The sequence below is a fragment of the Blastococcus sp. DSM 46786 genome (genome assembly GCF_900109665.1).
Taxonomy (GTDB): Bacteria; Actinomycetota; Actinomycetes; order Mycobacteriales; family Geodermatophilaceae; genus Blastococcus; species Blastococcus carthaginiensis.
This window is the reverse complement of sequence record NZ_FOAO01000005.1, coordinates 15,152-39,496: the sequence shown is the minus strand read 5'-3', so window position 1 is coordinate 39,496 and position 24,345 is coordinate 15,152. Positions and strand designations below refer to the sequence as shown.

Sequence of the window (24,345 nt, the reverse complement as noted above, 5' to 3'; positions counted from 1 at the left end):
CCCGGCGCTCGACCGGGCCGCTCTCAGGCGGCTGCGTCGATGGCCGGCACCGGCATCGCCCCGCGCGGCCGGCTGCGCCAGGTCGCCAGCAGGCACCCGAGCAGGATGACCGGCAGCCCGATCGCCAGCCCCAGGGTGAACGGCTCGTCGAGCAGTGCGACACCCAGCAGCACGGCGACGGCGGGGTTGAGGAACGTGATGATCAGCGCCCGCTGCGGGCCGACCTCGCGGATCAGCGCGAAGAACAGCGCCAGCGCCAGCGCGGTGCACACCAGGCCCAGGACGACGACCGACAGCACCGCCGTACCGCTCGCGTCGTCCAGCCGGTCGAGCCGTGGTACGGCGAACGGCGCGTAGACGACGGCGGTGACGAACAGCGCGATCGAGCTCGCCGCGACACCCGAGACGTCGGGCAACCGGTGGCTGATCACGAGCGGCGCAGTCGCGTAGCCGACCACGGTGAGCGCCACCGCGGCCAGCGGGAGCAGCTGGGCGCCTTCGATGTCCAACCCCAGCAGCGCGACGATGCCGGCCAGCCCGAGCAGCATGCCGGCGACCCGCACCCGGGTGAGGCGGTCCTCGTCGCCGGTGAGCCGGGCGGCCAGAGCTGCGACGAACGGCACCGCGGCCACCAGCAGCCCGGTGAGCGAGCTGGACAACGACTGCTCGGCGTAGGCCAGCAGCAGCCACGGCCCCGTCATCTCGAGCACGGTGAAGGCCAGCAGCGGCCGCCAGCGGCGCAGCGCCGGGCGCAGCTGCCCGGTCGCGACGGTCCACGGCAGCAGCAGGGCGGCCCCCACCGCGCACCGGCCGAAGACGACCACCACCGGTGCCAGGTCCGCCACCGCCACCTTGATCAGCAGGTACGGGAGGCCCCAGATGAGCGACATGGCCAGGAAGAGGGTCCATCCGCGCCGGCTCACCGCGACGCTCCACCAGCGGCGGCGGTCACGCCGACATCCTGCCGTGCCGCCTGCGGCGGTCGCGCGGGCGCCCCGTCACCACTCGGTGCGAACGGTGACCTCGACGACGAGTGCGACCACGACCGCGGCGGCCAGCCAGCCGCGACGCTGCCGCGCGGGCAGGAATGCGGTGGCCGCGGCCAGCCAGACGGTGAACGGCAGCCAGATGCGCTCCGTCTCGCCCCGGACCAGGCCGGTGAGGTCGCTGACCAGCATCCCGGCGACCACCGCCGCCGGGAGCAGCGCCAAGGCGCGCCGTCGCAGGGCGCCCAGGCCCGCCACGGCCGCCGGGCCGGCCGCGATCGCCGCGGCGGCGAGGTTCGCGACCAGGAAGAACGCCAGCGGCCGGTCGGTGTACGACGGCCCCGAACGGACCCGGTCGGCGGTGACCGACAGACCGTCGAACCAGTTGTAACCGCCGGCGGCGAACGCGGCGAAGACGACCAGCACGCCGACCGCGCCCAGCACCAGCACCTGCACCACGCCGGCCCTGCCGATCGCCCGCCACTGCACGACCACGACCGCCAGCGCCAGCAGCCCCAGCGACGTCAGACCGAACGACAGGAACAGCGCCAGCCCGAGCAGCAGCCCGCCGCCCACCGCCCACGGTGCCCGACGTCGCTCCCTGGCCGCGGCGACCGCGAGCGCCGCCACCCCCCAGGCGGCGACCCCGGCGAAGATCGCATCGGCGCTGGTGGCGATCCACAGCGCGGTCGGCGCGAGGACGGCGAACGGTGCCACGGTGCGTGCGGTGGGCTCGTCGGCGACCGTGCGCACGGCCACCAGCACCGCCGGCACCGCGAGGGCGCCGACCGCGATGCACAGCGCCGCCGCCCAACCCAGCCCACCCAGGCCGGTGCGGTCCAGCAGCACGAACGCCAGCAGGGCCGCGGGCGGGTGGCCCGAGACGTGCGTCGTCCAGGGATCGGCGGAGGCAGCCGGGACGTGGTCGTTGAACGTCGCGAGGAACGGACCGAGCGCACCGACCCGGTCGACGTCGTAGGGGTACTCGTAGCGGCTCGCCAGCGGCTCGGTCAGCCGGTGCCAGCCACCGCTGACCGCCAACGCCACGGCCCACAGCGCAGCGGCCCCGGCCGAACCTGGCAGCAACGCCCCCCAGGGTGCCCACCGGGCCAGCGCCGGCCCCCACAGGACCCCGGCGAGGCCGACCGCGACGGGGAACGCCACCGCCGGGTCCAGGTGCACGTCGTACCGCCCACGCAGCACGGTGCCGCCGAGCAGGTGCAGGTCGACCCCGCCGACGGCCAGCCAGCCGCCCACCGCCGCGGTGACCGCGATCACGACGGCGGCGACCAGCACGGCGACGACGGGCGCCCGGTCGCGCTCGTCCGGGGGGTCCGCCGCGGACTCGACATCGGCGGCGGACCTGGTCATCGACGGCAGCCTAGCCAGCCGGTCGCGCCCTCGCCGCCGGGCCGCACCGGCGGGGGCGCCGACCGGACGAGGGGCGGTGATCGCCGTCGGCCGTTACCGTCCGTACGTGCCGCACGTCGTCCTGCCCTGTCTCGACGAGGCCGCGGCATTGCCCTGGGTCCTTTCCCGGCTGCCCGAGGGCTACCGGGCGATCGTGGCCGACAACGGCTCGACCGACGGCTCGCCGGCGATCGCGGCCGGGCACGGCGCGACGGTGGTGCACGTGCCACAGCGAGGCTTCGGCGCCGCTGCGCACGCCGGCCTCGAGGCGGCCACCGACGACGTCGTCTGCTTCTGCGACGCCGACGGTTCCATGGATCCCGCGGACCTGCCCAGCGTCGCCGGCCCGGTGCTGGCCGGGGACGCCGACCTGGTGCTGGGACGCCGACGCCCCACCGACCGCGGCGCCTGGCCCCTGCACGCCCGGGCGGCCAACGTCGCGCTGGGCGTGATGCTGCGCCGCCGCACCGGGCTGGCGTTGCACGACCTCGGCCCGATGCGCGCCGCCCGGCGCACCGCACTGCTCGGCCTCGGGATCACCGACCGACGGTTCGGCTACCCGCTGGAGATGGTGACGCGGGCTGCCGACGCCGGGTGGCGGGTGCGCGAGGTCGACGTCCCGTATGCGCCACGTGCGGAGGGGACGCGGTCGAAGGTCACCGGGACCGTGCTGGGCACGGTCCGGACGATCCGCGACATGCGGGAGGTGCTCGCCAGATGAGCGACGCGCAACTGCTGGTCATCACCAAGGCCCCGGTGCCCGGCCGGAGCAAGACCCGGCTCACGCCACCGTGCACCCCGGAGCAGGCGGCCGCGATCGCCGCGGCCGCGGTCGGCGACACCCTCGACGCGGTACGCGCCACCCCCGTCGCCCGCCGGGTGGTCGCCCTCGACGGCGCCCCGGGCGACCTGGACCTCGCCGGCTGCACCGTCGTCCCGCAGGTCGAGGGCGACCTCGGCCGGCGGCTGGCCGCCGCCTTCGACGCCGCCATGACCGGGGCGGACGCCGCCCGTCCGACCCTGCTGATCGGCATGGACACCCCGCAGGTGACCGCCGACCTGCTGGCCGGCTGCCTCGACCGGCTCGTCGCGGCCGACCCGGGGTCGGCCGTCCTCGGAGTCGCCCCGGACGGCGGCTGGTGGGCGCTGGGCCTGCGCGCGCCCGCACCGGCCGCCGTGCTGGCCGAGGTGCCCATGTCGCGGGAGGACACCGCCGAGCGGACGCGAGCGGCCCTCGAGCACGTCGGCCTGGAGGTGCTCGACCTGCCGGTGCTCACCGACATCGACCACTTCCCCGACGCGATCGCGGTGGCCCGGCAATGCCGTCCCGGGACCCGCACCCACCGGGTGGTCGCGGAGGTCGCCGCCGCGATCGCCGGCCGGCCCGACTGATCAGCCCGCCCGCTGTCCCCGCGCGAAATCGGCGAAGCGTCGCAGCGACCAGCGGATCCCCAGCAGGGCGAACGGCCTGACCAGCACCCAGCCGAGCCGGCCGAGGAGCCCGTAGGGCAGGTCGAGCCGCTCGGTCCAGACGAAGGTGCTCTGCTCGCCGCGCGGCTCGATCTCGAAGATGCCCGGCCCGCGCACCAGCCGCCCGGTGTGCTGCACCTCGACCCGGCGCGGCGGGTCCCACGCCGTGATGACCATCGTGTCGAGGATCCCGAGGCGGGGCCGACCGGGCACGGGCAGGCCGGTGCGGGCGGCCAGCCGTCCGCCGACCCCCTGGGCCGGCCCGCCCACCGTCTCGACGTCGGTGGCGAGCATCCACTCGCCCTGCCGCGTCCAGTCCGTGAGCGCGGCCCACACCCGCTCGGGCGGCGCCGCAATCTCCACCCGCTCCACCAGCTCAGGCATCCCGCGTCCCCTCCCGGTCGGCCGGCCCCGCGCCGGGGTCGGTCGGCGTCTCCAGCCGGCTGCGTGCGGCCAGCTCGCCGCGGAGCGCCGCGATCTCCGCGTCCCGCTCGTCCAGGGTCTGCGCCAGCTGGTCGAGCAGCCAGTCGACCTCGACCATCCGGTAGCCGCGCGCGGTCACCGCGATGCGCAGCCCCCGGACGTCGTCGGCCACCACGCGCCGGTCGTCGGGCAGCTCGACCGGCGACCGGTCGGGGTCGGCCGGCAGCTGGGTCTCACCGCGACCGAGCAGCAGCGAGGCCACGAGGAACAGCGCACCGCCGACCAGCAGGACGGCGACCACGAACAGGACGAAGGAGAGCACGTCAGGCGTCGGACGGGCCGCTCGCCGCGGCGCGCATCCCGCCGCCGTTGTCGCCGGCCACCCGCGCCTTCTCGGCCTCCTGGACGACCGCGACGATCTCCTCGACGTCGTCGGTGCAGTGCAGCAGGTCCACGTCGGCGGGACCGATCGCCCCGTGCTCGGCCATGGTGCCGCGCACCCAGTCGATGAGGCCGCCCCAGTACTCCGTGCCGTAGAGGATCACCGGGAAGCGGGTGACCTTGCGGGTCTGCACCAGGGTGAGCGCCTCGAACAGCTCGTCGAGCGTGCCGAAGCCGCCCGGGAGGATCACGAAGGCCTGCGCGTACTTGACGAACATCGTCTTGCGCACGAAGAAGTAGCGGAACGAGATGCCGACGTCGACCCACTCGTTGAGCTCCTGCTCGAACGGCAGCTCGATGCCCAGCCCGACCGACAGGCCGCCGGCCTCCGAGGCCCCCCGGTTGGCCGCCTCCATGGCCCCCGGCCCGCCGCCGGTGATCACGGCGTACCCGGCGCGGGAGAGCGCGGCGCCGATCTCCACGCCCGCGGCGTAGTGCGGGTGCTCCCGCGGGGTGCGGGCGCTGCCGAACACGCTGACCGCGCGGGGCAGCTCGGCGAGCAGGCCGAAGCCCTCGACGAACTCGCTCTGGATGCGCAGGACGCGCCACGGGTCCGTGTGGACCCAGTCGGTGGGGCCCCGCCGGTCCAGCAGCCGCTGGTCGGTCGTGCTGCCCTGGGCCTGCGGGTCCGGCTCCCCGCCGCGCAGCATGATCGGCCCGCGGTGACGGGTCGGGCGCGGGCGCCGGCCCTCCGGCGGTGGCGTGGCGGTCATGCGGTCCTCCCGGAGAGGTAGGCAGTGAGGGCGTCGACGGCGGGCTGCAGCCGATCCACCCGGACGTGCTCCTCGCGGGTGTGGGCCAGCTGCGGGTCACCCGGGCCGTAGTTGATCGCGGGGATGCCGAAGGCGGCGAACCGGGCGACGTCGGTCCAGCCCAGCTTGGCCCGGGCCGGGCGGCCCACGGCCGCGATGAAGGCGGCGGCGGCCGGCTCGGACAGCCCGGGCAGCGCTCCCCCGGAGTTGTCGACGGCGGTGAGCGTCGCGCCGGCCACAATCGCGTCGGCGAACACCTCGCGGACGTGCGCCGCGGCGGCGTCCTCGTCGCGGTCGGGCGCGTAGCGGAAGTTGACGGTGAGGGAGGCCTCGTCGGGGATGACGTTGCCCGCGACCCCGCCGGAGATGCCCACCGCGTTGAGCCCCTCGCGGTAGGTGCAGCCGTCGATCTCCACCTCGCGCGCCTGGTACGCCGCCAGCGTGGCCAGCGCACCGGCCAGCCCGTGGACGGCGTTCTCCCCCAGCCAGCTGCGGGCGCTGTGCGCGCGGCGGCCCGTCGTCGCCAGCACCGCGCGCAGGGTGCCCTGGCAGCCGGCCTCGATCTCGCCGTCGGTCGGCTCCAGCAGGATCGCGAGGTCGCCGTACAGCCAGCCGCGCCGCTCCCGGGCCACCCGGCCGAGGCCGTTCTTCACGGCCTCGACCTCCTCGTTGTCGTAGAAGACGAAGGTGAGGTCGTGCGCCGGCGCCGCGCCGGGGACGCCGAAGGTGGCCGCCAGCCGCAGCATCACCGCGTCGCCGGCCTTCATGTCGCTGGTGCCGCAGCCGTAGAGGCGGCCGGTGGCCTCGTCGAGCCGGCTCGGCACGTTGTCGGCGATCGGCACGGTGTCCAGGTGCCCCGCGAGGACCACCCGGGTGGGCAGGTCGAGGTTGGTGCGGGCGAGCACGGCGTCGCCGACGCGCTCGACCTCCAGCCCGCCCAGCGCCCGCAGCGCCGCCTCCACCGCGTCGGCCAGCGCCGTCTCGCTGCCCGAGACCGAGGGCGCGTCGACCAGGGCGCGGGTCAGCGCGAGGACGTCGGTGGACAGGTCGAGCTGCGGCGGGGTGCTCACGACTGCCGAGCTTAGTAAGAGGACCTGGCTGCCCCCCGGAACTCGCTGACGCTCGCCCCGGGCCCCTGCAGCCAGGCCGTTCCAGCACCTCGTTCCAGCACCTCACCGACCGGCCCGCCCCGCCGCGGATCGGCCTCGGTAGCGTTCCGGGCGTGACTGACGCAGCGCCCGCCCCCGTCTCCGCCGTCGCCGCCGGTCTGGCGACCGTCACCGCCTCGGGCACCGTGCTGGACACCTGGTACCCCGAGCCCCGGCTGGGCGCGCCCGCGGGCGCGGCCACGAAGACCACCCGCCTCGGCGCGCTGGAGCTCTCCGGCGAGCTCGGCCCCGACTACGGCGGCCTGGTGCGCCGCGACGAGGCCCGCGGGGTCGAGGTCATCGCCGTCCGCACCGTCATCGCCGACCTCGCCCAGCCGCCGGTGGACACCCACGACGTCTGGCTGCGGCTGCACCTGCTCTCGCACCGGCTCATCCAGCCGCACGGGGCGGACATGACCGGCGTGTTCGGCCTGCTCACCAACGTGGCCTGGACCAGCGCCGGCCCGGTGGAGGCGGCGACGTTCAACGCCCACCGGCTGCGGGCCGCCGTCGGCCACGTCACCGTCTTCAGCGTCGACAAGTTCCCGCGGATGGTCGACTACGTCATCCCCTCGGGCGTGCGGATCGCCGACGCCGACCGGGTCCGGCTGGGTGCCCACCTGGCCGAAGGGACGACGGTCATGCACGAGGGCTTCGTGAACTTCAACGCGGGCACGCTGGGCCCGTCGATGGTGGAGGGCCGGATCAGCGCCGGCGTCGTCGTGGGCGCCGACAGCGACATCGGCGGCAGCGCCTCGATCATGGGCACCCTGTCCGGCGGCGGCACCCAGGTCATCTCGATCGGGAGCGGCTGCCTGCTGGGCGCGAACGCCGGCATCGGCATCTCCCTCGGCGACGGCTGCGTCGTGGAGGCCGGGTGCTACGTGACCGCCGGCGCCCGCGTGACCCTGCCCGACGGCTCGGTGGTGAAGGCCGCGGAGCTCTCCGGCCGGAACGGCCTGCTCTTCCGCCGCAACAGCGTCAGCGGCGCCCTCGAGGCGCTGCCCCGCGACGGCGACTGGGGGGCGCTCAACGCCGAACTCCACGCCAACTGACCCAGGCATAGGAAGCTTTACCTGCGCCTTCCCGACCCGAGACGCAGGTAAAGCTTCCTATGCCTCACCTCGGGTGAGGGTGGGTTGGGGCGTCCGCAGCGACATCGAGATGCTCCAGCAGGGCCACCAGGAACTCCTGCGGCCGCTCGACGTGCGGGGAGTGCCCGACCCCGGGCAGGACGACCTCGCGGTAGCTGCCCCCGGCCGCGGCGTACCGCTCCAGCACCGCGCGGGTCTGGGCGACCATCGGCTGCGGTGGGCAGACCGCCTCCCCCGGCCAGCCCGGCACCGCCCCCAGCTGCCCCAGGCGGGCGAGGTCGAACACCGAGGTGTCCGACACGATCGCGTCGGCGTCCCCGCGGATCCACAGCACCGGGGGCTTGCCGGCCAGCCCCTCGACACCCGACACGTCCATGACCGTCGGCGCCATCGTGTTCAGCACCCCGCGGTGCCCCGGCGCGACCCCCGGCCATGTCGGGCTGGGCGCGGAGTCGCCCGGGTAGTGGTCGGCGCCGGTGCGGGTGGACAGCATCGAGGCGACGAAGACGTCCTCCATCGCGGGGTCAAGCGGCAGCGACCCCGGCGCCACGTAGAACGCCCGCAGGATCGACCGCGGGCTGGTCGGGCTGCCGTCGCCCGTGTCGCCGGCCGCGAGCGCAGCGACGAACTCGGGGTTGGCCGCACCGCCACCGGAGCCCGCGCCGTCCTCGGCGAGGCGGCGCCCCTCCGGCCCGGCCGTGCCGCCGAAGCCGTACGGCGAGACGGGGGCCACCAGCGCCACCGAGGCGACCCGCGCGGGCGCGTCGAGCAGGTGCTGCAGGACGACGCCCGCGCCCATGCTCCAGCCGACCAGGTGCACCCGTCCGACGCCGAGGGTCTCCACCAGCGCCGCGACGTCGTCGGCCCAGTCGCGCACGCCCCGGCGCGCGTCCACGGGCAGCGGATCGGTGTCGCCGTAGCCGCGCAGGTCCACCGCGAGCGGCCGCAGGTGCGCCTCCTCCGCCAGGGCCAGCAGCGGCTGCTGCCAGAAGAGCGCGGAGCTGACGTTGCCGTGCACGAAGAGCACGACCTCGCCGCCGGCGGAGCCGAGCTCCCCCGGTTCCACGGTGGACGGGTGGACGACGTTCTGGGTCAGTCGCGGGGTGGTCACCCGCGTGGCGGTGATCCCGGGCAGCAGGGTGTCGGCCATGGCTCCTCCTCGACGGCGGGCACACGCTATCGGCGCGAGCCCCCGGAGGGTGGCCGTTCCGCCGTCGCCCTTCGAGGCAGCGCGGCCGCGTGCAGGGAACCGTCAGGTCCGGCACCTACAGTCGGCAGGCGATGACCAGCGTCCGACCCGCGACCCACGGTGCCGCGGCACGGCCGCGCACCGCGGCCCGCCGACGGCCGGGCGGACGTGGCCCACGCCGGTCGAGCGGTCGCCGCCCGCGCGGGAGGACCCGCCGCCCGTCGGGCGCCACCGGGGTGCTGCGGTGGTGGCCGGCCCTGCTGGTGGGCGCCGTCCTCTTCGCCGCCGTCGCCTGGGGCACCGAGCGGCAGTGGGTGGCTCCGGCGACCGGGTCCTGCGCCGTGCCCGACGGCTCGGTGCAGGTCACCGCGGAGCAGGCGGGGAACGCCGCGACCATCGCCCGGGTCGGCCGGGAGCGGGGGCTGCCGGACCGGGCCGTCGTCATCGCGCTGGCCACCGCGCAGCAGGAGTCCCGGCTGCGCAACCTCGACCACGGCGACCGGGACTCCCTCGGGCTCTTCCAGCAGCGCCCCTCCCAGGGCTGGGGCACACCGGAGCAGGTGCAGGACCCGGTCTACGCAGCCGGCCAGTTCTACGACCGGCTCGTGACCGTTCCCGGGTGGGAGACCGGCCGGCTCACCGAGGTGGCCCAAGCTGTGCAGCGCTCAGGTTTCCCCGAGCTGTACCAGCAGTGGGAGGGCATGGCCCAGCAGCTGACGACAGCCCTGGCCGACGGCACCCTCAACTGCTCCTGATCGAAAGACTCCCCCCGGGCACCGACCTCACCGACGGGTCGCCGTCCTCGTGCTGCAGCAGGAGGACGGCGACCGTGCGGTGAGGTGGGCGGCTGTGGTCCGGGCAGCTCAGCTGGTCAGGCGCTCCACGGCGGCGTCGATCCGCTCGTCGGCCGCGGTGAGCGCCATCCGGACGTGCCGGGCGCCGGCCGGGCCGTAGAAGCTGCCCGGAGCGGCGACGATGCCCAGGGCAGCCAGCCGCTCGATCGTCGCCCAGCAGTCCTCGTCGCGCGTGGCCCAGAGGTAGAGGCCTGCCTCCGAGTGGTCGATGCGCATCCCGGCCGCGCGCACCGCGGCGGCCAGCCGATCGCGCCGCCGGCGGTACCGCTCGCGCTGGGCGTCGACGTGGGAGTCGTCGTCCAGCGCGGCCGCCATGGCGGCCTGGACCGGCCCCGGCACCAGCAGCCCGAGGTGGCGGCGCACCTCCCAGACGCGGCGCACCAGCTCCGGGTCCCCGGAGAGCAGGCCGCTCCGGTAGCCGGCCGCCGTCGACTGCTTGGACAGCGAGTGCACCGCCAGCAGCCCGGTGTGGTCCCCACCGGCGACGTCAGGGTGCAGGATCGAGCGGGGCTCCACGTCCCAGCCCAGGGTGATGTAGCACTCGTCGGCCACGACGGGCACGGAGTGCGCCCGCCCCCAGGAGACCCACGTGCGCAACTGGTCGACCGTCAGCACCCGGCCGTGGGGGTTGCCCGGGGAGTTCAGCCAGACCAGCGAGGCGCCGGCCGCGTCCGCCGGCGGGGTGTCGCTCCGGCGCACCGCGAGGCCGGCCAGCACCGCGCCGACCTCGTAGGTCGGGTAGGCGATCTCCGGGACGACCACGGTGCTTGCACCACCCTGCAGCCCCAGCAGGGTGGGCAGGAGGGCGACGAGCTCCTTGGAGCCGACCGTCGGGATCAGCGAGGGCTGCGCGCCGAGCGGGTCGGCCACGTGCACGCCCAGCCGCCGGGCCAGCCAGCCCGCGGCGGCCGTGCGCAGCGGCACGGTGCCCAGCGCGGTCGGGTAACCGGGGGCGTCGGCCGCCCCGGCGAGCGCCTCGCGCAGCACCGCGGGCGTGCTGTCGACCGGCGTGCCGATCGACAGGTCGACCACGCCACCGGGGTGCTGGGCGGCCCGCGCCCGCGCACCCGCCAGGGAGTCCCAGGGGAAGTCCGGCAGCGCCCGCGGCGCGCCGGGGACCGGAGCGGTCAGTGACCTTCGCCCTGGGGCGGGAGCGCGGCCACCAGCGGGTGGTCCTTGCTGATCTTCCCGGTCTTCGCGGCACCGCCCGGGCTGCCCAGGTCGGAGAAGAACTCCACGTTGGCGTTGTAGAAGTCCTTCCACTTGTCCGGGACGTCATCCTCGTAGTAGATGGCCTCCACCGGGCACACCGGCTCGCACGCGCCGCAGTCGACGCACTCGTCGGGGTGGATGTAGAGCATCCGGTCGCCCTCGTAGATGCAGTCCACCGGACACTCGTCGATGCACGCCTTGTCGAGAACGTCGACGCAGGCCTGGGTGATGACGTAGGTCACGGGGTTTCCCTCCCGGGGACGCTCGGGCGGCGCGCCGGCCGGAGCCGGTCGTGCCAGATGCGCACCTAGTATCACCTCCGGCGCCGGTTCCCGTGCCACGGGCCACCCGACGGGTCCCCCGCCCGGGGCACCGCGGCGGGCCGCGCACCGGCTGCCCCAGGTGTCCCCCCAAGGGGGGTGGGCCCCCGCCCGCCGCTCAAGCACCGGGCCCGGACGCCGATCTCGACCTCGTGCCCGGGACGACGCAGGACGAGGCAGCGCCGCGGTTCGAGCCGCCGGCGTCGCCCTTCGACGCCCACGCCACCCTGCTGCACCTGCTCGCCCGGCTGCGCGCGTCCTCCGGGGCGACCCGGGTGTCGGTGTGGGTGCACGAGGCCACCACCGAGCTCGTCGTCCCGTTCCGCCAGTCCACCGCCGCCACCCGCGAACCGCTGCCCCTGCACCCGGCCCTGCGGACCCCCGCGAACCTGTGCGACTCCCCCTTCCTGTCCGCCGTCGTCACCGGTCGCCGGGCCGTCGTCGCCCACGCCGACGGCCGCCGCGCCGAGGACCGCCAGCTCGCCGAGGTCGGCATCCGCTCGGGCCACGGCGAACCGCTGCTGCTCGACGGGCAGGTCGTCGGCGTCCTGACCGTCGAGCCGGCCGCCGCCGCGGCCCCGCACCTGCTGCGCCAGGTCGCACCCCGGATCGCCGCCGCGCTGGCCGAGGCCTGGACCCGCCGCACCCAGCAGCGCCGGCTGGACCAGGCCGGCGTCCTGCTCACGCTGATCGAGTCCGCCGCGCAGGCCCAGTCGATGGACCACCTGCTGGGCTCGGCCTGCCGCCAGCTCGCCGAACTCGGCGGAGTCGAGCGCGCCTGCGTCTTCCTCCTCGAGGACGGCCGCCTCGTGCCCCGCATGGCGGCCTACGCCGACGGGCGGCGCGACCTCGCCACCTGGCAGCAGTTCCGCGCCGCACCCGTGGCCCTGGAGCTGGCCGAGACGGTGCTGCGCACCGGCACCCCGCTCACCGCCGACCGCGACTCCGACCTGGTCTCGGGGTGGTGGGTCGACTCCTTCCAGGTCGCCTCCGCGCTCGCCGTCCCCCTCGGCCGCAGCCCCGAGCTGGCCGGGGTCCTCACCCTGGACAGCACGCAGGTGCGACCGTTCTCCGAGGACGTCCGCCGGCTGGCCGCCGCCGCCGGTGCCCACCTGGGAGGCGTCATCGAGCAGGCCCGCACCAGCCAGGCCCGCGCGGCCTCGCTCGCGACCGCCCGGGTCGTCCGGCAGCTGCTCGTCGACGGCTCGGCGGTCACCGGGGCGGCGGCCGCCGCCGAGGTGCTGGCCCGCGCCGTCCAGCGGCTGGCCGGCACCGACCGCAGCGCCGCCTACCTGGTCGACGCCGACGACCGCATCCGCGAGGTCCGGCACGTCGACTGGCCGGAGGAGCACAAGCAGGTCGTGCAGGACCGGCTGGTCGGCCGGCCGGCGTCCGGCGTGGCCCTGTGGCGGCTCGCGACGGAGGAGCGTGCCCCCGTCTTCGTCGAGGACGCGACCAGCACCGACCTGCTCGACCCGGAGCTCGTGCGGGCCCTCGGGGTGAGCTCCTGGATCAGCGTGCCGCTGATGTCCGGCGACCGGCTCCTTGGCCTGGTCGTCACGGGATCGGTCGGCAGCAGCCGCACCTGGAGCCCCTCGGTGCGCGACGCCGTCCGGCAGGTCACCCTCGAGGGCGCGCTGGTCGTGGAGAACGCCGAGCTGCGCGCCACCGAGCAGGAGCGCCTGGCCCAGCTGGCCACCGAGGCCCACCACGACCCGCTCACCGGCCTGCCCAACCGCCGCAAGTTCATCGACACCGTCGAGACGACCGTCCACGGCGACCGCGCCCGGCGGTGCGCCCTGCTCATGGTCGACCTCGACCGGTTCAAGGAGATCAACGACAGCTTCGGGCACAGCGTCGGCGACGACCTGCTGTGCCTGGTCGGCCCCCGCCTGGAGCGGACGCTGCGCCCCGGCGACCTGCTGGCCCGCATGGGCGGTGACGAGTTCGCCGTCCTGCTGCCCGACGCCGACGCCGACCGGGCCCGCGAGGTGGCCGACGGGCTGGGCGCCGCGCTGCGCGACGCCTTCGTCCTGGCCGGCATGTCGCTGCACGTGGACGCCAGCATCGGCATCGCCCTCTGCCCCGACCACGGCCGTGACCGCTCGCTGCTCCTCGCCCGGGCGGACTCCGCGATGTACGCGGCGAAGCGCGGGCGCCGGGGCTACGAGGTGTGGGCTCCCGACGGCACCCCGGCCACCCGCGACCGGCTGCAGACGCTGGAGCAGCTGCGATCGGCCCTCGACGGCGAGGAGCTCGTCAACCACTACCAGCCCCAGCTGGACCTGCGCACCGGGTCCGTCGCCGGGGTGGAGGCACTGGTCCGCTGGGACCACCCCGACCGCGGCCTGCTCTACCCCGACGTCTTCCTGCCTCTGGCCGAGCAGGCGGGTCTCATGCGCCGGCTGGCGCTGCGGGTGCTCGAGCGCTCGCTGCGGGACCTGCACACCTGGCGCACGCAGGGCCACGACCTGTCGGTCGCGGTGAACCTCTCGGTGTCCAACCTGCAGGACGTCGCCCTGCCCGAGCAGGTGGAGATGCTGCTCGACACGTGCTCGGTGCCGGCGAGCTCACTGGTCCTGGAGATCACCGAGGACGTCCTGATGGCCGACGCCGCCCGCAGCCAGCAGGTCATGGCCGGGTTGCGCCGGCTGGGCGTGCGGCTCTCGGTGGACGACTACGGCACGGGGTACTCGTCGCTCTCCTACCTGCGGGCGCTGCCGGTGGACGAGCTCAAGCTCGACCGCAGCTTCGTCACCCACCTGACGTCCGACCCGCGGGCGGCGGCGATCGTGCGCAGCACCCTGCAGCTGAGCCGCGACCTCGGGATGAGCATGGTCGTCGAGGGCGTCGAGGACGCCGACGCGCTGGGCGCGCTGCGCGAGTGGGGTTGCGACGTCGCGCAGGGGTACCACATCTCCCGGCCCATGCCGGCCGAGCGCGTGCTGGGCTGGCTCAACGCCCGCCCCCTGCCCGCCGCGGCACCACGGCGGGACTGAGCAGGGGCGCCTCCACCCCGGCGGTGCCGGACGCCATGATCGTCGCCGTGACCGCCGCCGCCACCACCCGGGTCGCCGAGTTGGAACGCCTGGCCGCCCGCACCTGGCGGGGGCTGGAGGAGGAGCCCTACGGCGACTGGCTGCTCCGCGCCGGCGGCGGGTTCACCGGCCGGGCCAACTCCGTGCTCGTGACCGGGGACCCGCCGGAGGGCCTGCGCGCCGCCGTCGCCGCGGTCACCGCCTGGTACGCCGACCGGGGGCTGCGCGCCTGCGCCGCCGTCCCGACCCCCGGGGGCGAGGCCGCCGACGCCGCCTTCGCCGCCGCCGGCTGGACCCGCGACGAGGACACGCTGGTGCTCGTCGGGCCGGCCGACCCCTGGCCCGGCGCCGACGACCCGGTGCTGCTCGACGACGCCCCCGACGAGGTGTGGCTGGCCGGCTACCGGCACCGCGGCGCGGCCCTCCCGGCCGTCGCGGCGGCCGTCCTGCGCCACGCCGAGCGGCCGCTGTTCGCCTCCGTGCGGCCCGACCCCGCGACGGACCGGCCGGCCGCGGTCGCCCGAGGCGTGGTCAGCGACGGCTGCCTCGTGGTCAGCGCCGTGACCGTCGACGAGCCCTACCGGCGGCGTGGTCTGGCGACGGCGGTGATGGCGGCGCTGGCCACCGAGGCCCGCACCCGCGGGGCGACGTCCTGCCTGCTGCAGGTGACCGCGTCGAACACCCCGGCGCTGGCCCTCTACGCCCGGCTGGGGTTCACCGAGCACCACCGCTACCACTACCGGTGGGCCCCGCCGAGCTGATCCGGCGGGCGGGCGTGCCCAGCGCGAGCCCCAGCGCGAGGGCGCCGGCGAGCACGCCCAGCAGCAGGAAGGCGGTACTCACCAGGCCGAGCGCGCCGCCGGAGACCAGCAGCAGGTCCCCCTCGGGCCGCCGCGCCATGGCCGCGACCACGACCACCAGCCACGTGACGGCGGGGAGGGCAGCGACCACCTTGGACCCGCTCAGCCGCAGCGCCGCGCCGACCAGCAGCAGGTTGCCCGCCACCGCGGCCACCACCGAGACCGGCACCAGGACGCCGCCGACCCGCAGCGGCAGCCAGAGCACCTCGACGACGGCCAGCCAGGCCGCGACGACGACGGCGACGACGCCCAGGGCCACCGTGCCCGGCCCCCGGCCGCTCACCCCTCGAGACCGGCGAAGAGGTCGTCCTCCCGGCCGTCGGGACCGGTGGCCGGGCCGCGCCGCCCCGCGACCAGCCGGTAGTACTCGACGCCGAGCACCTCCTGGCCGAGGTTGTTCGACAGCGCGAAGAAGGGGCCGTCGACGGTGATCTGGGTGGGGTGGGCGCGCATGGCGGCGTCCTTGCGGCCGGCGTACGCCCGGGCGTCCACGGCGCAGGCGACGACCTCGTCGGGCACCACGAACGGGATGTCGTCGAGATCGCCCAGCCCCTCGAAGGGCGAGGCCTCGCCGAGGGCGGCCATGGCCTCGATGCCCTCGCGCAGCACCGAGCGGGGCATGGCGTTCCAGTACACCTTCGCCACCTCCCACGCCGCGCCGAGGTCGGGGCGGTAGCCCGGGTCCGCGGCGGCCTCGACCGCCCCCATCGCCACGCGGTGCGCCTGGATGTGGTCAGGGTGGCCGTACCCGCCGAACTCGTCGTAGGTGACGACGACCTGCGGGCGCACCTCGCGCACCACGGCGACGGCGTGCGCCACCGCTTCGTCGAGGTCGGCGTTCCAGAAGGCCCGCGGGTGCTCGTTGGCCGGTGTCCCCATCATCCCCGAGTCGCGGTACCGCCCGGGTCCGCCGAGGAAGCGGACGTCCTCGACCCCGAGGGCGGCCATCGCCTCGCGCAGCTCCCAGATCCGGTAGCCGCCGAGCTGGTCGGCCTGGTCGGCGGCGAGCTGGGCCAGTTCGGGCACCAGGATCTCGCCCTCCTCCCCCAGCGTGCAGGTGAGCAGGGTGACCCCGACGCCCTCGGCGACGTACCGGGCCATCGTGGCCCCGTTGTTGATCGTCTCGTCGTCGGGGTGCGCGTGGACGAGCAGCAGGCGTCGGTCGGCGGTCACCCGTGCATCCTCCCAGGTGGCGGTCGGTGCCCGACGCGGACAGCGCGCAGCCGGAGTGGACCGGTCGCGGGGGCCCGGAGGGCCTCCCGACCGGGACATGGGCAACGGCTCAGCGCCGGTCGGGACGGCACCTGACCGCGGTGTCGTCCGGAGGACGACAGATCATTCCGTGGGGACGACGGCGCGCGCCTCGGCGAAGTGGCACGCCGACGGGTGGCCCTGCCCGCGGTCGACCAGGGCCGGCGGCTCGGTGGCGCAGATGTCCTGGGCCTTCCAGCAGCGGGTGCGGAAGCGACACCCCGACGGCGGGTTGGCCGGGCTCGGGACGTCGCCCTGCAGCAGGATCCGCTCCTTGAGCCCGCGCAGGTGCGGCTCGTGCACCGGCACGGACGAGAGCAGCGCCTGCGTGTACGGGTGGGCGGGAGAGCCGTAGACCTGCGCGTCGGTGCCCTCCTCCACGATGCTGCCCAGGTACATCACCGCGACGCGGTCGGAGATGTGGCGCACCACCGACAGGTCGTGGGCGATGAACAGGTAGGAGAGCCCGAAGTCGTTCTGCAGGTCCTCGAGCAGGTTGACGACCTGCGCCTGGACGGAGACGTCCAGGGCGCTCACCGGCTCGTCGCAGACGATGACCTCCGGCTGCAGGGCGAGGGCCCGGGCGATGCCGATGCGCTGCCGCTGCCCGCCCGAGAACTGGTGCGGGTACCGGTTGACGAAGTCGGGGTTGAGGCCCACCCGCTCCATCAGCTCCTGCGTGCGCTGCAGCCGCCCCTTCTTCGGCGCGATGTCGGCGTGCACCGACCAGCCCTCGGCCACGATGTCGCCGACGGTCATGCGCGGGTTCAGCGAGGCGTACGGGTCCTGGAAGATGATCTGCACCTCGCGCCGGTACTGCTTGAGCGCGCGGCCGCTCATCTTCGTGACGTCCTCGCCCTTGTAGAGGATCTGCCCGCTGGTCGGCTTCTCGAGGGCCACCAGCATCTTGGTGACCGTCGACTTGCCGCACCCGGACTCGCCGACCAGACCGACGGTCTCACCCCGGCGCAGCGTCAGGTTGACGCCGTCGACCGCGCGGACGTGGCCGACCGTGCGCCTGAGGACGATCCCCTGGGTGAGCGGGAAGTGCTTCTTGAGGTCCCTGACCTCGAGCAGCACGTCACCCGGCGTGTGCACCGGGCGGCTCGCCGCCGCCTCGGACAGCGCCCGGTCCACCTCCCCGGACGGGTCGGCTGCGCTGCTCCCGGAGCTGGCGTCAGGCACCGAAGACCTCCTCGCTGTAGTGGCAGGCCGCCTCGCGCCCGGGGACGACCAGCCGCAGCGGCGGGACGTCGGTGACGCAGTCGCGGCCGGTGGCGGCCTCTGCGCCGGTGCGGCGCCGGGGGCAGCGCGGGTTGAAGGGGCAGCCCGACGGGATGGCGGCGAGGTTGGGCGGCTGCCCCCCGATCGGCTGGAGCCGGCCGCCCTTGACCTCCACCTGCGGGATGGAGCGCATCAGCCCGTCGGTGTAGGGGTGCGCGGGGTTGCCGAACACCTCGTCGACCGTTCCGCGCTCGACGATGCGGCCGGCGTACATGACGGCCACGTTGTCGGCCACCTCGTTGACCACACCGAGGTCGTGGGTGATGAGGATGAGCCCCATCCCGGTGTCCCGCTGGAGGTCCTTGAGCAGGTCCATCACCTGCGCCTGCACGGTGACGTCGAGCGCGGTGGTCGGCTCGTCGGCGATGAGGATGCGCGGGTCCAGCGCGAGCGCCATGGCGATCATGACCCGCTGGCGCATGCCGCCGGAGAACTGGTGCGGGTAGTCGTCCACCCGCTGCTTGGCGGCCGGGATGCGGACCCGGTCCATGAGCTCGACGGCCTTCTGCTTGGCCTCCTTGCGCGACGTGCCCCGGTGCGCCCGGAACATCTCGCCGATCTGGAAGCCGACGCTGTACACCGGGTTCAGCGAGGACAGCGCGTCCTGGAAGATCATCGAGATCCCCGGGCCACGGACCTTGCGCTGCTCCTCCTCCGGCAGCGTGAGCAGGTCACGCCCCTCGAAGACGATGCGTCCGCTCGTGATCTCGGCCGGCGGCGAGTCGAGGATGCCCATGATCGCCTGTGCGGAGACGGACTTGCCCGAACCGGACTCGCCCAGGATGGCGAGGGTCTCCCGCTCCGAGACGGTGTAGCTCACGCCGTTGACGGCGTTCACCAGCCCCGAGTCGGTGCGGAACTGCACCCGCAGGTCGTCGACCTCGAGAACGGGCGCCCCGGCGCCGCGCGGGGCGGGGCCGGACGGGAGGGACGTGGACGCGGTGCTCATGAACGCTGCTTCGGGTCGAGGGCGTCGCGCAGAGCGTCACCCATGAGGACGAAGGCCATCACCGTCAGGGTGAGGATGAGGCTCGGGAAGAGGACGGCGTGCGGCGCGGTCCGCAGCAACGACTGCCCGGTGTCGATCTGGAGCCCCCAGGAGATCGCCGGCGGCTGCAGGCCCACCCCGAGGAAGGTCAGCGTCGCCTCCGCGGCGATGAGGATGCCGATGGTGATCGTTGCGTAGACCAGTACCGGCGCCACGGCGTTGGGCAGGATGTGCCGCACGAGGATGCGCGCGTCGGACGCACCCATGGCCCGGGCCGCGGCGACGTAGTCCGAGCTCTTGATCGCGATCACCTGCGAGCGGACCAGTCGCATGGCGGTCATCCAGCCGAACAGGGCGAGCGCGATCGCGACCGCGACGACGCCGCGGCCGAGGATGCCGCTGCGCAGGACCACCAGCGCGCCCAGGATCAGCGGCAGCGCGTAGAAGATGTCGGCGATCCGGCTCAGGATGCTGTCGGTGACGCCGCCGTAGAAGCCGGAGATGGCGCCCACCAAAACCCCGAGAACCAGGATCACGATCACGGCCAGCAGGCCGATGATCAGCGAGTTCCGGGCGCCGTAGACGACGTTGGCCAGGTAGTCGCAGCCCTGCTGGTCGAAGCCGAACCAGTGCTCCGCCGACGGCTTCGCGTTGGAGTTGGACAGGTTGCACGACCGCGGGTCGACCCCGCGGGCGAAGACCGCCGGCAGCAGCGCCATCCCGACGAACAGCAGGCCCAGCACGGCGCCGATCCAGAACAGGACGTTGCGCCGGAGCTGGCGCCAGGCGTCGCTCCAGAGGCTGTTCTGGCGGGCCCCTGCCTCCTCGTCGTGCGTACCGGTCACGCCGCCGGCGCCGACCTCGTCGTGGCCGACGGCCGTCAGCTTCGGGTCACTCATAGCGGATCCTCGGGTCGAGGACGGCGTACAGCACGTCGACGACCAGGTTGAAGAAGATGAAGACGAAGACCAGGAGCGTCACGATGCCGACGACGACGGCGCCCTCCTGGGCCCGCACGGCGTCGAAGACCGCCCGGCCGATGCCCGGCAGGTTGAACACCGTCTCGGTGACGATCGCGCCGCCCATCAGCGTGCCGATGTCGGCGCCGATGAACGTGACGACCGGGATCAGGCTGTTGCGCAGCGTGTGCCGGACGATCACGTCCCGGCGGGGCAGGCCCTTGGCGCGCGCGGTCCGCACGTAGTCGGCCCGCATGTTCTCGGCGATGCTCGTCCGGGTCAGCCGGGCCACGTAGGCCAGCGACCCGGCGGCCAGCACCAGCCCCGGCAGCAGGAAGCTGTACCACCCGTCGTTGACGCCGGCGATCGGGAACAGGCCCAACTGGAGCCCGAAGGTGAACTGCGCGATGAAGGCGAGCACCAGGATCGGGATGGAGACGATCAGCGTGGTGCTCACCAGCACCACGTTGTCGAAGAAGCCGTTCTTGCGGATGCCGGCCATCACGCCGGCGACGATGCCGATGACGATCTCGAAGGCGATGGCGACCAGCGCCAGCCTCACCGTGACCGGCATCCGCTGGGTGATCGTGTCCAGCACCTCGCGGCCGCGGAAGTCGGTGCCGAAGTCACCCTGCAGCAGGTCGCCCACGTACTTGACGTACTGCAGCCACAGCGGGTCGTTGAGGTTGAACTCCTCGGTCAGCTGGGCCACCACGGCCGGCGCGAGCGGTCGGTCACCACCCAGGGCCCGGATCGGGTCGCCCGGCAGCGCGTAGACCAGCGCGAAGATCAGGAAAGAGGCCCCGAGCATGACCGGGATCGTGAGTAGAAGGCGGCGCGCGATGTAGCGGCCCATGTCGCTCCTCGGTCAGGACACGCCGGCCCCTGTCGTGGGCGCGGACGCGTCGTCCATGATGCGGGACGAGCCCGAGCGGCCGACCGCCGGGGAGCCCTGCCCGGTCTGGGCGAGGGTCCCCGGCGGCGGCCTGCGGTGTGCGGTCGCGTCAGCTGACGGGAACCACGTTGGCGATGTCGATGTCACCGAAGACGTCGATCACGACGTCGCTGACGTTCTCCGAGTGAGCGGCCTGCTCCACGTCGAAGAACATCGGGATGCTCGGCATGTCCTCGAGCAGGATGTCCTCCGCCTGGTTGTAGAACTCGATCGCCTGCTCGTTGTTCTCGGCGCTGTTGCCCTGCTGGATCAGCGCGTCGAACTCCGGGTTCGAGTAGAACGTGGCGTTCGAACCCGCCGGCGGCAGCGCCGCCGTGGAGTACAGCGGCTCCAGGTAGTTCTGCGGGCTCGGGTAGTCCATCGCCCAGCCGAGGCGGAACGGACCGGTCACGCCCTGCTCGTCGAGCAGCGGCAGGTACTCGGCGAAGTCCAGCTCGCCCCGGAGGACGTAGTCGATGCCGAGGTTCTCGCGGAGCTGGTTGCCGACGGCCTGCACCCACGCGTCGTGGCCGGCGCCGGCGTTGAACCACAGCTCGACGGGCTGGCTGCGGTCGAAACCGGCCTCGTCCAGGAGTGCGTTCGCGGCGTCGACGTCCAGATCGCAGTACTCGCAGGCACCCTCGCGGTAACCGTCGACGACGGGCGCGACGAATGCGTCGGCGGGCTCGCGGCTACCGGCGAAGATGGCGTCCGAGATCGCCTGCCGGTCGATGCCCATGGACAGCGCCTGCCGCACGCGCGGGTCGGAGAACCGCTCGTCGTAGGTCGGGTACCCGAGGTAGGTGAACCCGGAAGACGGCGCCTCGAGGAAGCGGTCACCGAGCACGTCCTCGGCCGAGGCGATGGCGTCCGGCGGGAGGTCCGGCAGGACGTCGAGGTTGCCGGCCTGCAGGTCGTTGTAGCCGGTGTTCAGGTCGGCGTAGACCCGGAACTCCACGGTCTCGGCGTTCGCCGGGTCCTCGCCGGCGTAGTCCTCGTACCGGGTGACGGTGATGCCCTGGCCGGGAACGAACTCACCCTCGGCCTGGAACGGGCCGTTGCCGATCGGCTGGGCGCCGAAGCCCTCGGGGTCCTCGAAGAAGGCCTCGGGGAGCGGCCAGAAGGCGTTGTAGCCGACGGTCACCGGGAACTGGGCGAACGGCTCGGCGAGCTCCACCTCGAAGGTGTTCTCGTCGATGACGCGCAGCCCGCCGAGCTCCTCGGCGGCGGGGTCGCCCGTGACGTTGCCCTCTTCGTCGGTCGGCGCCTGCAGGTCGTCGTACCCGAGGATGTTCGAGAAGAAGTAGGACGCACCCTGGGCGTTCGGGCTGTAGGCGGTGTAGTTCCACGCGTCGACGAAGGACTGCGCGGTCACCGGGGTGCCGTCGTGGAAGGTCCAGCCGTCCTTCAGCTCGATGGTCCAGGTGGTGTTGTCCTCGGAGGTGATCGAGTCCGCGACACCGGTGTACTCCACGGCGCCGTCGGCGGCGTACTCGATCAGGCCGGTCCACAGGGAGGAGATGACCTGGTGGCCCTCGCTCTCGGTGGTGTTGCCCGGGATCAGGGCGTTCTCCGGCTCACCGACGTAGACGCTGAACGAGCCGCCACCCTCGGCGGCGGTGCCGCCCTCGCCGCCGTTGTCGTCGCTGCCACCACAGGCGGACAGCATCATCGCGGCGGCGACGCCTGCGGCGACGAGCCCACCTCTGCGCTTGCTCAACTTCACGTGCAATGCCTCCCTCGTCCCGCGTCTGCGGGGGGAACGGACAGGTCGACCAGGCCCCGCGGGCGAGTGGACGACTGATTGGTCTCGAGCCGGACGCAGCCGGACCACGGAGGACCGCAGACTGCGACGGGTGGACCCTAGGCACGCCTCGGAGGGGGTGTCCACGGACGTCACCGACTTGTGACCTGGGCTCACGATCCGCGTTGCAACCGTAACTTCCACGCCGCACGGGCCGTCCGGCGGGCCGTCCTCCAGCCCTCTCGTCGGCTGCGCCGGAGGCTTTCCGGCAGGCGTGTCGCCGGGTCACGGACCGGGTACCGGTGCCCCCAGGCAGCCGACGACGACCGGAGGGACCACGCGATGAGCGGCACGGAGAAGCTGACGAACAAGATCGAGGAGATGTCCGGCAAGGGGAAACAGGCGGTGGGTGACGCCACCGACGACCGCGACCTCCGGGCCGAGGGCAGGAAGGAAGAGTCCAAGGGCAACCTCAAGCAGGCCGGCGAGAAGGTCAAGGACGCCTTCAAGAAGTAGCGCCCGCTGCTCGCAGGCTCGCGGCGGGACCGTTCCACGACGTCGGCACGGGCGCCGCTCCCGGCCGGGGAGCGGCGCCCGTCGCGTCTCTGCGCCCTCTGCGGGGACGTGACGTCAGCGCGCGGCGAGGACGGCCCGGACGGCGGGCAGCAACGGGCGGTCGGCGGGGATCCAGTCGAGCGCGTCCAGGTCGGCGGCGCCCACCCACCGCAGTTCGGCGTGCTCCCGCGCCACCGGGCTGCCCTCGGTGATCCGCGCCCACCAGACCCGCATGGTCGAGGCCCCGGGGGCCCCGCCGGCGACGACCCCGTCCAGCGGCACCTCACCGAGGAAGGACTGCGGCGCGACGGCGACCCCGAGCTCCTCGGCGCACTCGCGGACCAGCGCGGCGAGATCGCTCTCCCCCGGGTCGACCTTGCCGCCGGGGAACTCCCAGCACCCGTCGTACGGCCCGCCCGTGCGCTGCGCCACCAGCACCCGGTCCCCCTCGACCAGCGCGGCACCCACGACCTGGACCACCTCGCGCGCCCGCAGCGCGGCCCCGGCGGCGAGGGCGTCCAGGTGCGCCCGCATCGCGCGGGCCACCCGCGGGCGCAGCACCACCCGGTCGACGACGGCGCCCACCGCACCGGGCAGCCCGCTCTCCCACTCGACCTGCTCGTCCACTCGCGTGCCGGCGCCGGTGGGGGTGAAGCGGCGCGAGTGCGCGACCCGGCCCCGTGCGCCGAACGGCGCGGCGAAGGCGTCGTGCTCCGGCCGCACGGAGACGACCTCCTCCAGCGGGAACGGCCACGGGCGCCCCAGCGCCCGGGCGACGTCGAACGCCACGGTCAGCGGCGCCTCCACCAACGCGGTGAAACGCAGCCGGAACACCGGGGCACTCTCGCAGATGGCGGCAGTATGGGCAGCGTGCGCATCAACGCCCGGGTCGACTACGCCGTCCGAGCCGTCGTGGAGCTCGCCGCGGCGGCGCCCGATGCGCTCACGTGCGACCGCATCGCGACCGCCCAGGGCATCCCGAACCGCTTCCTGCAGGCGATCCTCGCCGACCTGCAGCACGCCCGGCTGGTCACCAGCCAGCGCGGCCGCGACGGCGGGTACCGGCTGGCCCTGCCCGCGTCGGAGATCTCCATCGCCCGCGTGATGCGGGTCGAGCAGGGCTTCCTGGCCGAGGTGCACGGCCAGCGGCCGGAGGAGGTCACCTACCCGGGCGCCGCCGCTGGGCTGGCCGAGGTCTGGGTCGCCGCCCGGGAGGCCTACCGCCGGGTGCTCGAGGGGGTCACCGTGGCCGACGTCGTCGCCGGGCAGCTCCCCCCGCACGCCGCCGAGCTGGTCGCCATCGACACCGCGTGGCGGTCCTTCAGCGAGCCCGCGCCCCGCTGAGCCGCGCCGGGCCCGCCCCCGTCGGGTGAGCTCCGCACCCGGTCCCGCGGGATGTGGGAGGATCGGCGGCATGACGGACCGCGGCAGCC

The 24,345-nt window shown here is 74.4% G+C and carries 25 protein-coding genes; 8 read left to right on the top strand and 17 right to left on the bottom strand.

Annotated elements, in window-relative coordinates; genetic code table 11:
- Nucleotides 1-23: 23 nt before the first annotated feature.
- Complete coding sequence (locus BMW62_RS05955; RefSeq protein ID WP_091929940.1) at nucleotides 24-923, bottom strand: DMT family transporter; 900 nt, start codon at nucleotides 921-923, stop codon at nucleotides 24-26.
- Between the two features lie 75 nt (nucleotides 924-998).
- On the bottom strand, nucleotides 999-2,357 hold the full coding sequence (locus BMW62_RS05950; protein ID WP_091929939.1) for a hypothetical protein: 1,359 nt from the start codon (nucleotides 2,355-2,357) through the stop codon (nucleotides 999-1,001).
- A gap of 106 nt (nucleotides 2,358-2,463) precedes the next feature.
- Between BMW62_RS05950 and BMW62_RS05945 the strand changes: the two genes are divergently transcribed.
- Nucleotides 2,464-3,117, top strand: a complete 654-nt coding sequence (locus tag BMW62_RS05945; RefSeq protein ID WP_091930085.1) for a glycosyltransferase family 2 protein — start codon at nucleotides 2,464-2,466, stop codon at nucleotides 3,115-3,117.
- On the top strand, nucleotides 3,114-3,788 hold the full coding sequence (locus tag BMW62_RS05940) for a TIGR04282 family arsenosugar biosynthesis glycosyltransferase (RefSeq protein ID WP_091929938.1): 675 nt from the start codon (nucleotides 3,114-3,116) through the stop codon (nucleotides 3,786-3,788). Before BMW62_RS05945 ends, BMW62_RS05940 begins: the two co-directional genes overlap by 4 nt.
- Here BMW62_RS05940 and BMW62_RS05935 read toward each other — a convergent pair whose 3' ends face one another.
- From BMW62_RS05935 to dapE, 4 genes are read right to left on the bottom strand one after another with little or no spacing between them, the layout of a single operon-like run.
- Nucleotides 3,789-4,250: an SRPBCC family protein gene (locus tag BMW62_RS05935; protein ID WP_091929937.1), complete on the bottom strand. Its 462-nt coding sequence runs from the start codon at nucleotides 4,248-4,250 to the stop codon at nucleotides 3,789-3,791.
- Complete coding sequence (locus BMW62_RS05930) at nucleotides 4,243-4,611, bottom strand: DivIVA domain-containing protein (RefSeq protein WP_091929936.1); 369 nt, start codon at nucleotides 4,609-4,611, stop codon at nucleotides 4,243-4,245. Before BMW62_RS05930 ends, BMW62_RS05935 begins: the two co-directional genes overlap by 8 nt.
- 1 nt (nucleotide 4,612) lies before the next feature.
- Nucleotides 4,613-5,443, bottom strand: coding sequence for an LOG family protein (locus tag BMW62_RS05925; RefSeq protein WP_091929935.1), 831 nt, complete (start codon nucleotides 5,441-5,443; stop codon nucleotides 4,613-4,615).
- The gene (gene dapE / locus BMW62_RS05920; RefSeq protein WP_091929934.1) at nucleotides 5,440-6,552 is read right to left on the bottom strand and encodes a succinyl-diaminopimelate desuccinylase; all 1,113 of its coding nucleotides are present in this window, start codon (nucleotides 6,550-6,552) and stop codon (nucleotides 5,440-5,442) included. The genes BMW62_RS05925 and dapE overlap by 4 nt, the downstream gene beginning before the upstream one ends.
- A 152-nt stretch (nucleotides 6,553-6,704) precedes the next feature.
- Here dapE and dapD point away from each other — a divergent pair, with 152 nt between their 5' ends.
- Nucleotides 6,705-7,685, top strand: coding sequence for a 2,3,4,5-tetrahydropyridine-2,6-dicarboxylate N-succinyltransferase (dapD, locus tag BMW62_RS05915; RefSeq protein WP_091929933.1), 981 nt, complete (start codon nucleotides 6,705-6,707; stop codon nucleotides 7,683-7,685).
- A 64-nt stretch (nucleotides 7,686-7,749) separates the two neighbouring features.
- Here the strand turns inward: dapD and BMW62_RS05910 are convergent, their stop codons facing one another.
- Entirely contained in the window at nucleotides 7,750-8,874 is a 1,125-nt protein-coding gene (locus BMW62_RS05910) for an alpha/beta fold hydrolase (RefSeq protein WP_091929932.1), read from the bottom strand.
- Between the two features lie 275 nt (nucleotides 8,875-9,149).
- Between BMW62_RS05910 and BMW62_RS05905 the strand changes: the two genes are divergently transcribed.
- Nucleotides 9,150-9,668 carry a hypothetical protein gene (locus BMW62_RS05905; protein ID WP_211435002.1) on the top strand — a complete coding sequence of 173 codons (519 nt, stop codon included), beginning with the start codon at nucleotides 9,150-9,152 and terminating at the stop codon, nucleotides 9,666-9,668.
- Nucleotides 9,669-9,776: 108 nt separating this feature from the next.
- Here the strand turns inward: BMW62_RS05905 and dapC are convergent, their stop codons facing one another.
- Together dapC and fdxA are read right to left on the bottom strand one after the other, a co-directional pair.
- Nucleotides 9,777-10,865 (bottom strand): succinyldiaminopimelate transaminase, encoded by a 1,089-nt coding sequence (gene dapC, locus BMW62_RS05900; RefSeq protein ID WP_280138622.1) that lies wholly within the window; start codon nucleotides 10,863-10,865, stop codon nucleotides 9,777-9,779.
- A 29-nt stretch (nucleotides 10,866-10,894) separates the two neighbouring features.
- Nucleotides 10,895-11,221: a ferredoxin gene (fdxA, locus tag BMW62_RS05895; RefSeq protein WP_091929931.1), complete on the bottom strand. Its 327-nt coding sequence runs from the start codon at nucleotides 11,219-11,221 to the stop codon at nucleotides 10,895-10,897.
- Between the two features lie 230 nt (nucleotides 11,222-11,451).
- On the opposite strand from fdxA, the gene BMW62_RS05890 reads away from it, so the two are divergent.
- Both BMW62_RS05890 and BMW62_RS05885 read left to right on the top strand, forming a co-directional pair.
- Entirely contained in the window at nucleotides 11,452-14,298 is a 2,847-nt protein-coding gene (locus BMW62_RS05890; protein ID WP_170852230.1) for a bifunctional diguanylate cyclase/phosphodiesterase, read from the top strand.
- Between the two features lie 47 nt (nucleotides 14,299-14,345).
- The gene (locus BMW62_RS05885; RefSeq protein WP_244523864.1) at nucleotides 14,346-15,098 is read left to right on the top strand and encodes a GNAT family N-acetyltransferase; all 753 of its coding nucleotides are present in this window, start codon (nucleotides 14,346-14,348) and stop codon (nucleotides 15,096-15,098) included.
- On the opposite strand, the gene BMW62_RS05880 is transcribed toward BMW62_RS05885, so the two are convergent.
- From BMW62_RS05880 to BMW62_RS05850, 7 genes are all read right to left on the bottom strand, one after another.
- Entirely contained in the window at nucleotides 15,052-15,480 is a 429-nt protein-coding gene (locus BMW62_RS05880) for a hypothetical protein (RefSeq protein WP_091929929.1), read from the bottom strand. The genes BMW62_RS05885 and BMW62_RS05880 overlap by 47 nt on opposite strands.
- A complete protein-coding gene (gene mshB, locus BMW62_RS05875; protein WP_091929928.1) occupies nucleotides 15,477-16,370 on the bottom strand; it encodes an N-acetyl-1-D-myo-inositol-2-amino-2-deoxy-alpha-D-glucopyranoside deacetylase in 894 nt (297 codons plus the stop codon). The genes BMW62_RS05880 and mshB overlap by 4 nt, the downstream gene beginning before the upstream one ends.
- A gap of 162 nt (nucleotides 16,371-16,532) precedes the next feature.
- On the bottom strand, nucleotides 16,533-17,546 hold the full coding sequence (locus BMW62_RS05870; protein ID WP_348271453.1) for an ABC transporter ATP-binding protein: 1,014 nt from the start codon (nucleotides 17,544-17,546) through the stop codon (nucleotides 16,533-16,535).
- Nucleotides 17,547-17,625: 79 nt separating this feature from the next.
- Nucleotides 17,626-18,681 (bottom strand): ABC transporter ATP-binding protein, encoded by a 1,056-nt coding sequence (locus tag BMW62_RS05865; RefSeq protein WP_091929926.1) that lies wholly within the window; start codon nucleotides 18,679-18,681, stop codon nucleotides 17,626-17,628.
- Nucleotides 18,678-19,619 carry an ABC transporter permease gene (locus BMW62_RS05860; protein ID WP_091929925.1) on the bottom strand — a complete coding sequence of 314 codons (942 nt, stop codon included), beginning with the start codon at nucleotides 19,617-19,619 and terminating at the stop codon, nucleotides 18,678-18,680. Before BMW62_RS05860 ends, BMW62_RS05865 begins: the two co-directional genes overlap by 4 nt.
- Nucleotides 19,612-20,535 (bottom strand): ABC transporter permease, encoded by a 924-nt coding sequence (locus BMW62_RS05855; RefSeq protein WP_091929924.1) that lies wholly within the window; start codon nucleotides 20,533-20,535, stop codon nucleotides 19,612-19,614. Before BMW62_RS05855 ends, BMW62_RS05860 begins: the two co-directional genes overlap by 8 nt.
- Nucleotides 20,536-20,683: 148 nt before the next feature.
- On the bottom strand, nucleotides 20,684-22,339 hold the full coding sequence (locus tag BMW62_RS05850; protein WP_211435001.1) for a peptide ABC transporter substrate-binding protein: 1,656 nt from the start codon (nucleotides 22,337-22,339) through the stop codon (nucleotides 20,684-20,686).
- Between the two features lie 360 nt (nucleotides 22,340-22,699).
- Between BMW62_RS05850 and BMW62_RS05845 the strand changes: the two genes are divergently transcribed.
- Nucleotides 22,700-22,873 (top strand): CsbD family protein, encoded by a 174-nt coding sequence (locus BMW62_RS05845; RefSeq protein WP_091929922.1) that lies wholly within the window; start codon nucleotides 22,700-22,702, stop codon nucleotides 22,871-22,873.
- A gap of 114 nt (nucleotides 22,874-22,987) precedes the next feature.
- Here the strand turns inward: BMW62_RS05845 and BMW62_RS22475 are convergent, their stop codons facing one another.
- Nucleotides 22,988-23,746 carry a (deoxy)nucleoside triphosphate pyrophosphohydrolase gene (locus BMW62_RS22475; protein ID WP_170852228.1) on the bottom strand — a complete coding sequence of 253 codons (759 nt, stop codon included), beginning with the start codon at nucleotides 23,744-23,746 and terminating at the stop codon, nucleotides 22,988-22,990.
- A gap of 27 nt (nucleotides 23,747-23,773) precedes the next feature.
- Between BMW62_RS22475 and BMW62_RS05835 the strand changes: the two genes are divergently transcribed.
- The gene (locus tag BMW62_RS05835) at nucleotides 23,774-24,256 is read left to right on the top strand and encodes an RrF2 family transcriptional regulator (RefSeq protein ID WP_244523863.1); all 483 of its coding nucleotides are present in this window, start codon (nucleotides 23,774-23,776) and stop codon (nucleotides 24,254-24,256) included.
- Nucleotides 24,257-24,345: the final 89 nt, after the last annotated feature.

Bases quoted from the DNA above. Each gene is read 5' to 3' on its own strand.
- BMW62_RS05950 (WP_091929939.1), bottom strand. From the start codon at position 2,357: ATGACCAGGTCCGCCGCCGATGTCGAGTCCGCGGCGGACCCCCCGGAC.
- BMW62_RS05940 (WP_091929938.1), top strand. From the start codon at position 3,114: ATGAGCGACGCGCAACTGCTGGTCATCACCAAGGCCCCGGTGCCCGGC.
- BMW62_RS05935 (WP_091929937.1), bottom strand. From the start codon at position 4,250: ATGCCTGAGCTGGTGGAGCGGGTGGAGATTGCGGCGCCGCCCGAGCGG.
- BMW62_RS05925 (WP_091929935.1), bottom strand. From the start codon at position 5,443: ATGACCGCCACGCCACCGCCGGAGGGCCGGCGCCCGCGCCCGACCCGT.
- BMW62_RS05910 (WP_091929932.1), bottom strand. From the start codon at position 8,874: ATGGCCGACACCCTGCTGCCCGGGATCACCGCCACGCGGGTGACCACC.
- BMW62_RS05865 (WP_091929926.1), bottom strand. From the start codon at position 18,681: ATGAGCACCGCGTCCACGTCCCTCCCGTCCGGCCCCGCCCCGCGCGGC.
- BMW62_RS05860 (WP_091929925.1), bottom strand. From the start codon at position 19,619: ATGAGTGACCCGAAGCTGACGGCCGTCGGCCACGACGAGGTCGGCGCC.
- BMW62_RS05855 (WP_091929924.1), bottom strand. From the start codon at position 20,535: ATGGGCCGCTACATCGCGCGCCGCCTTCTACTCACGATCCCGGTCATG.
- BMW62_RS05845 (WP_091929922.1), top strand. From the start codon at position 22,700: ATGAGCGGCACGGAGAAGCTGACGAACAAGATCGAGGAGATGTCCGGC.
- BMW62_RS05835 (WP_244523863.1), top strand. From the start codon at position 23,774: ATGGGCAGCGTGCGCATCAACGCCCGGGTCGACTACGCCGTCCGAGCC.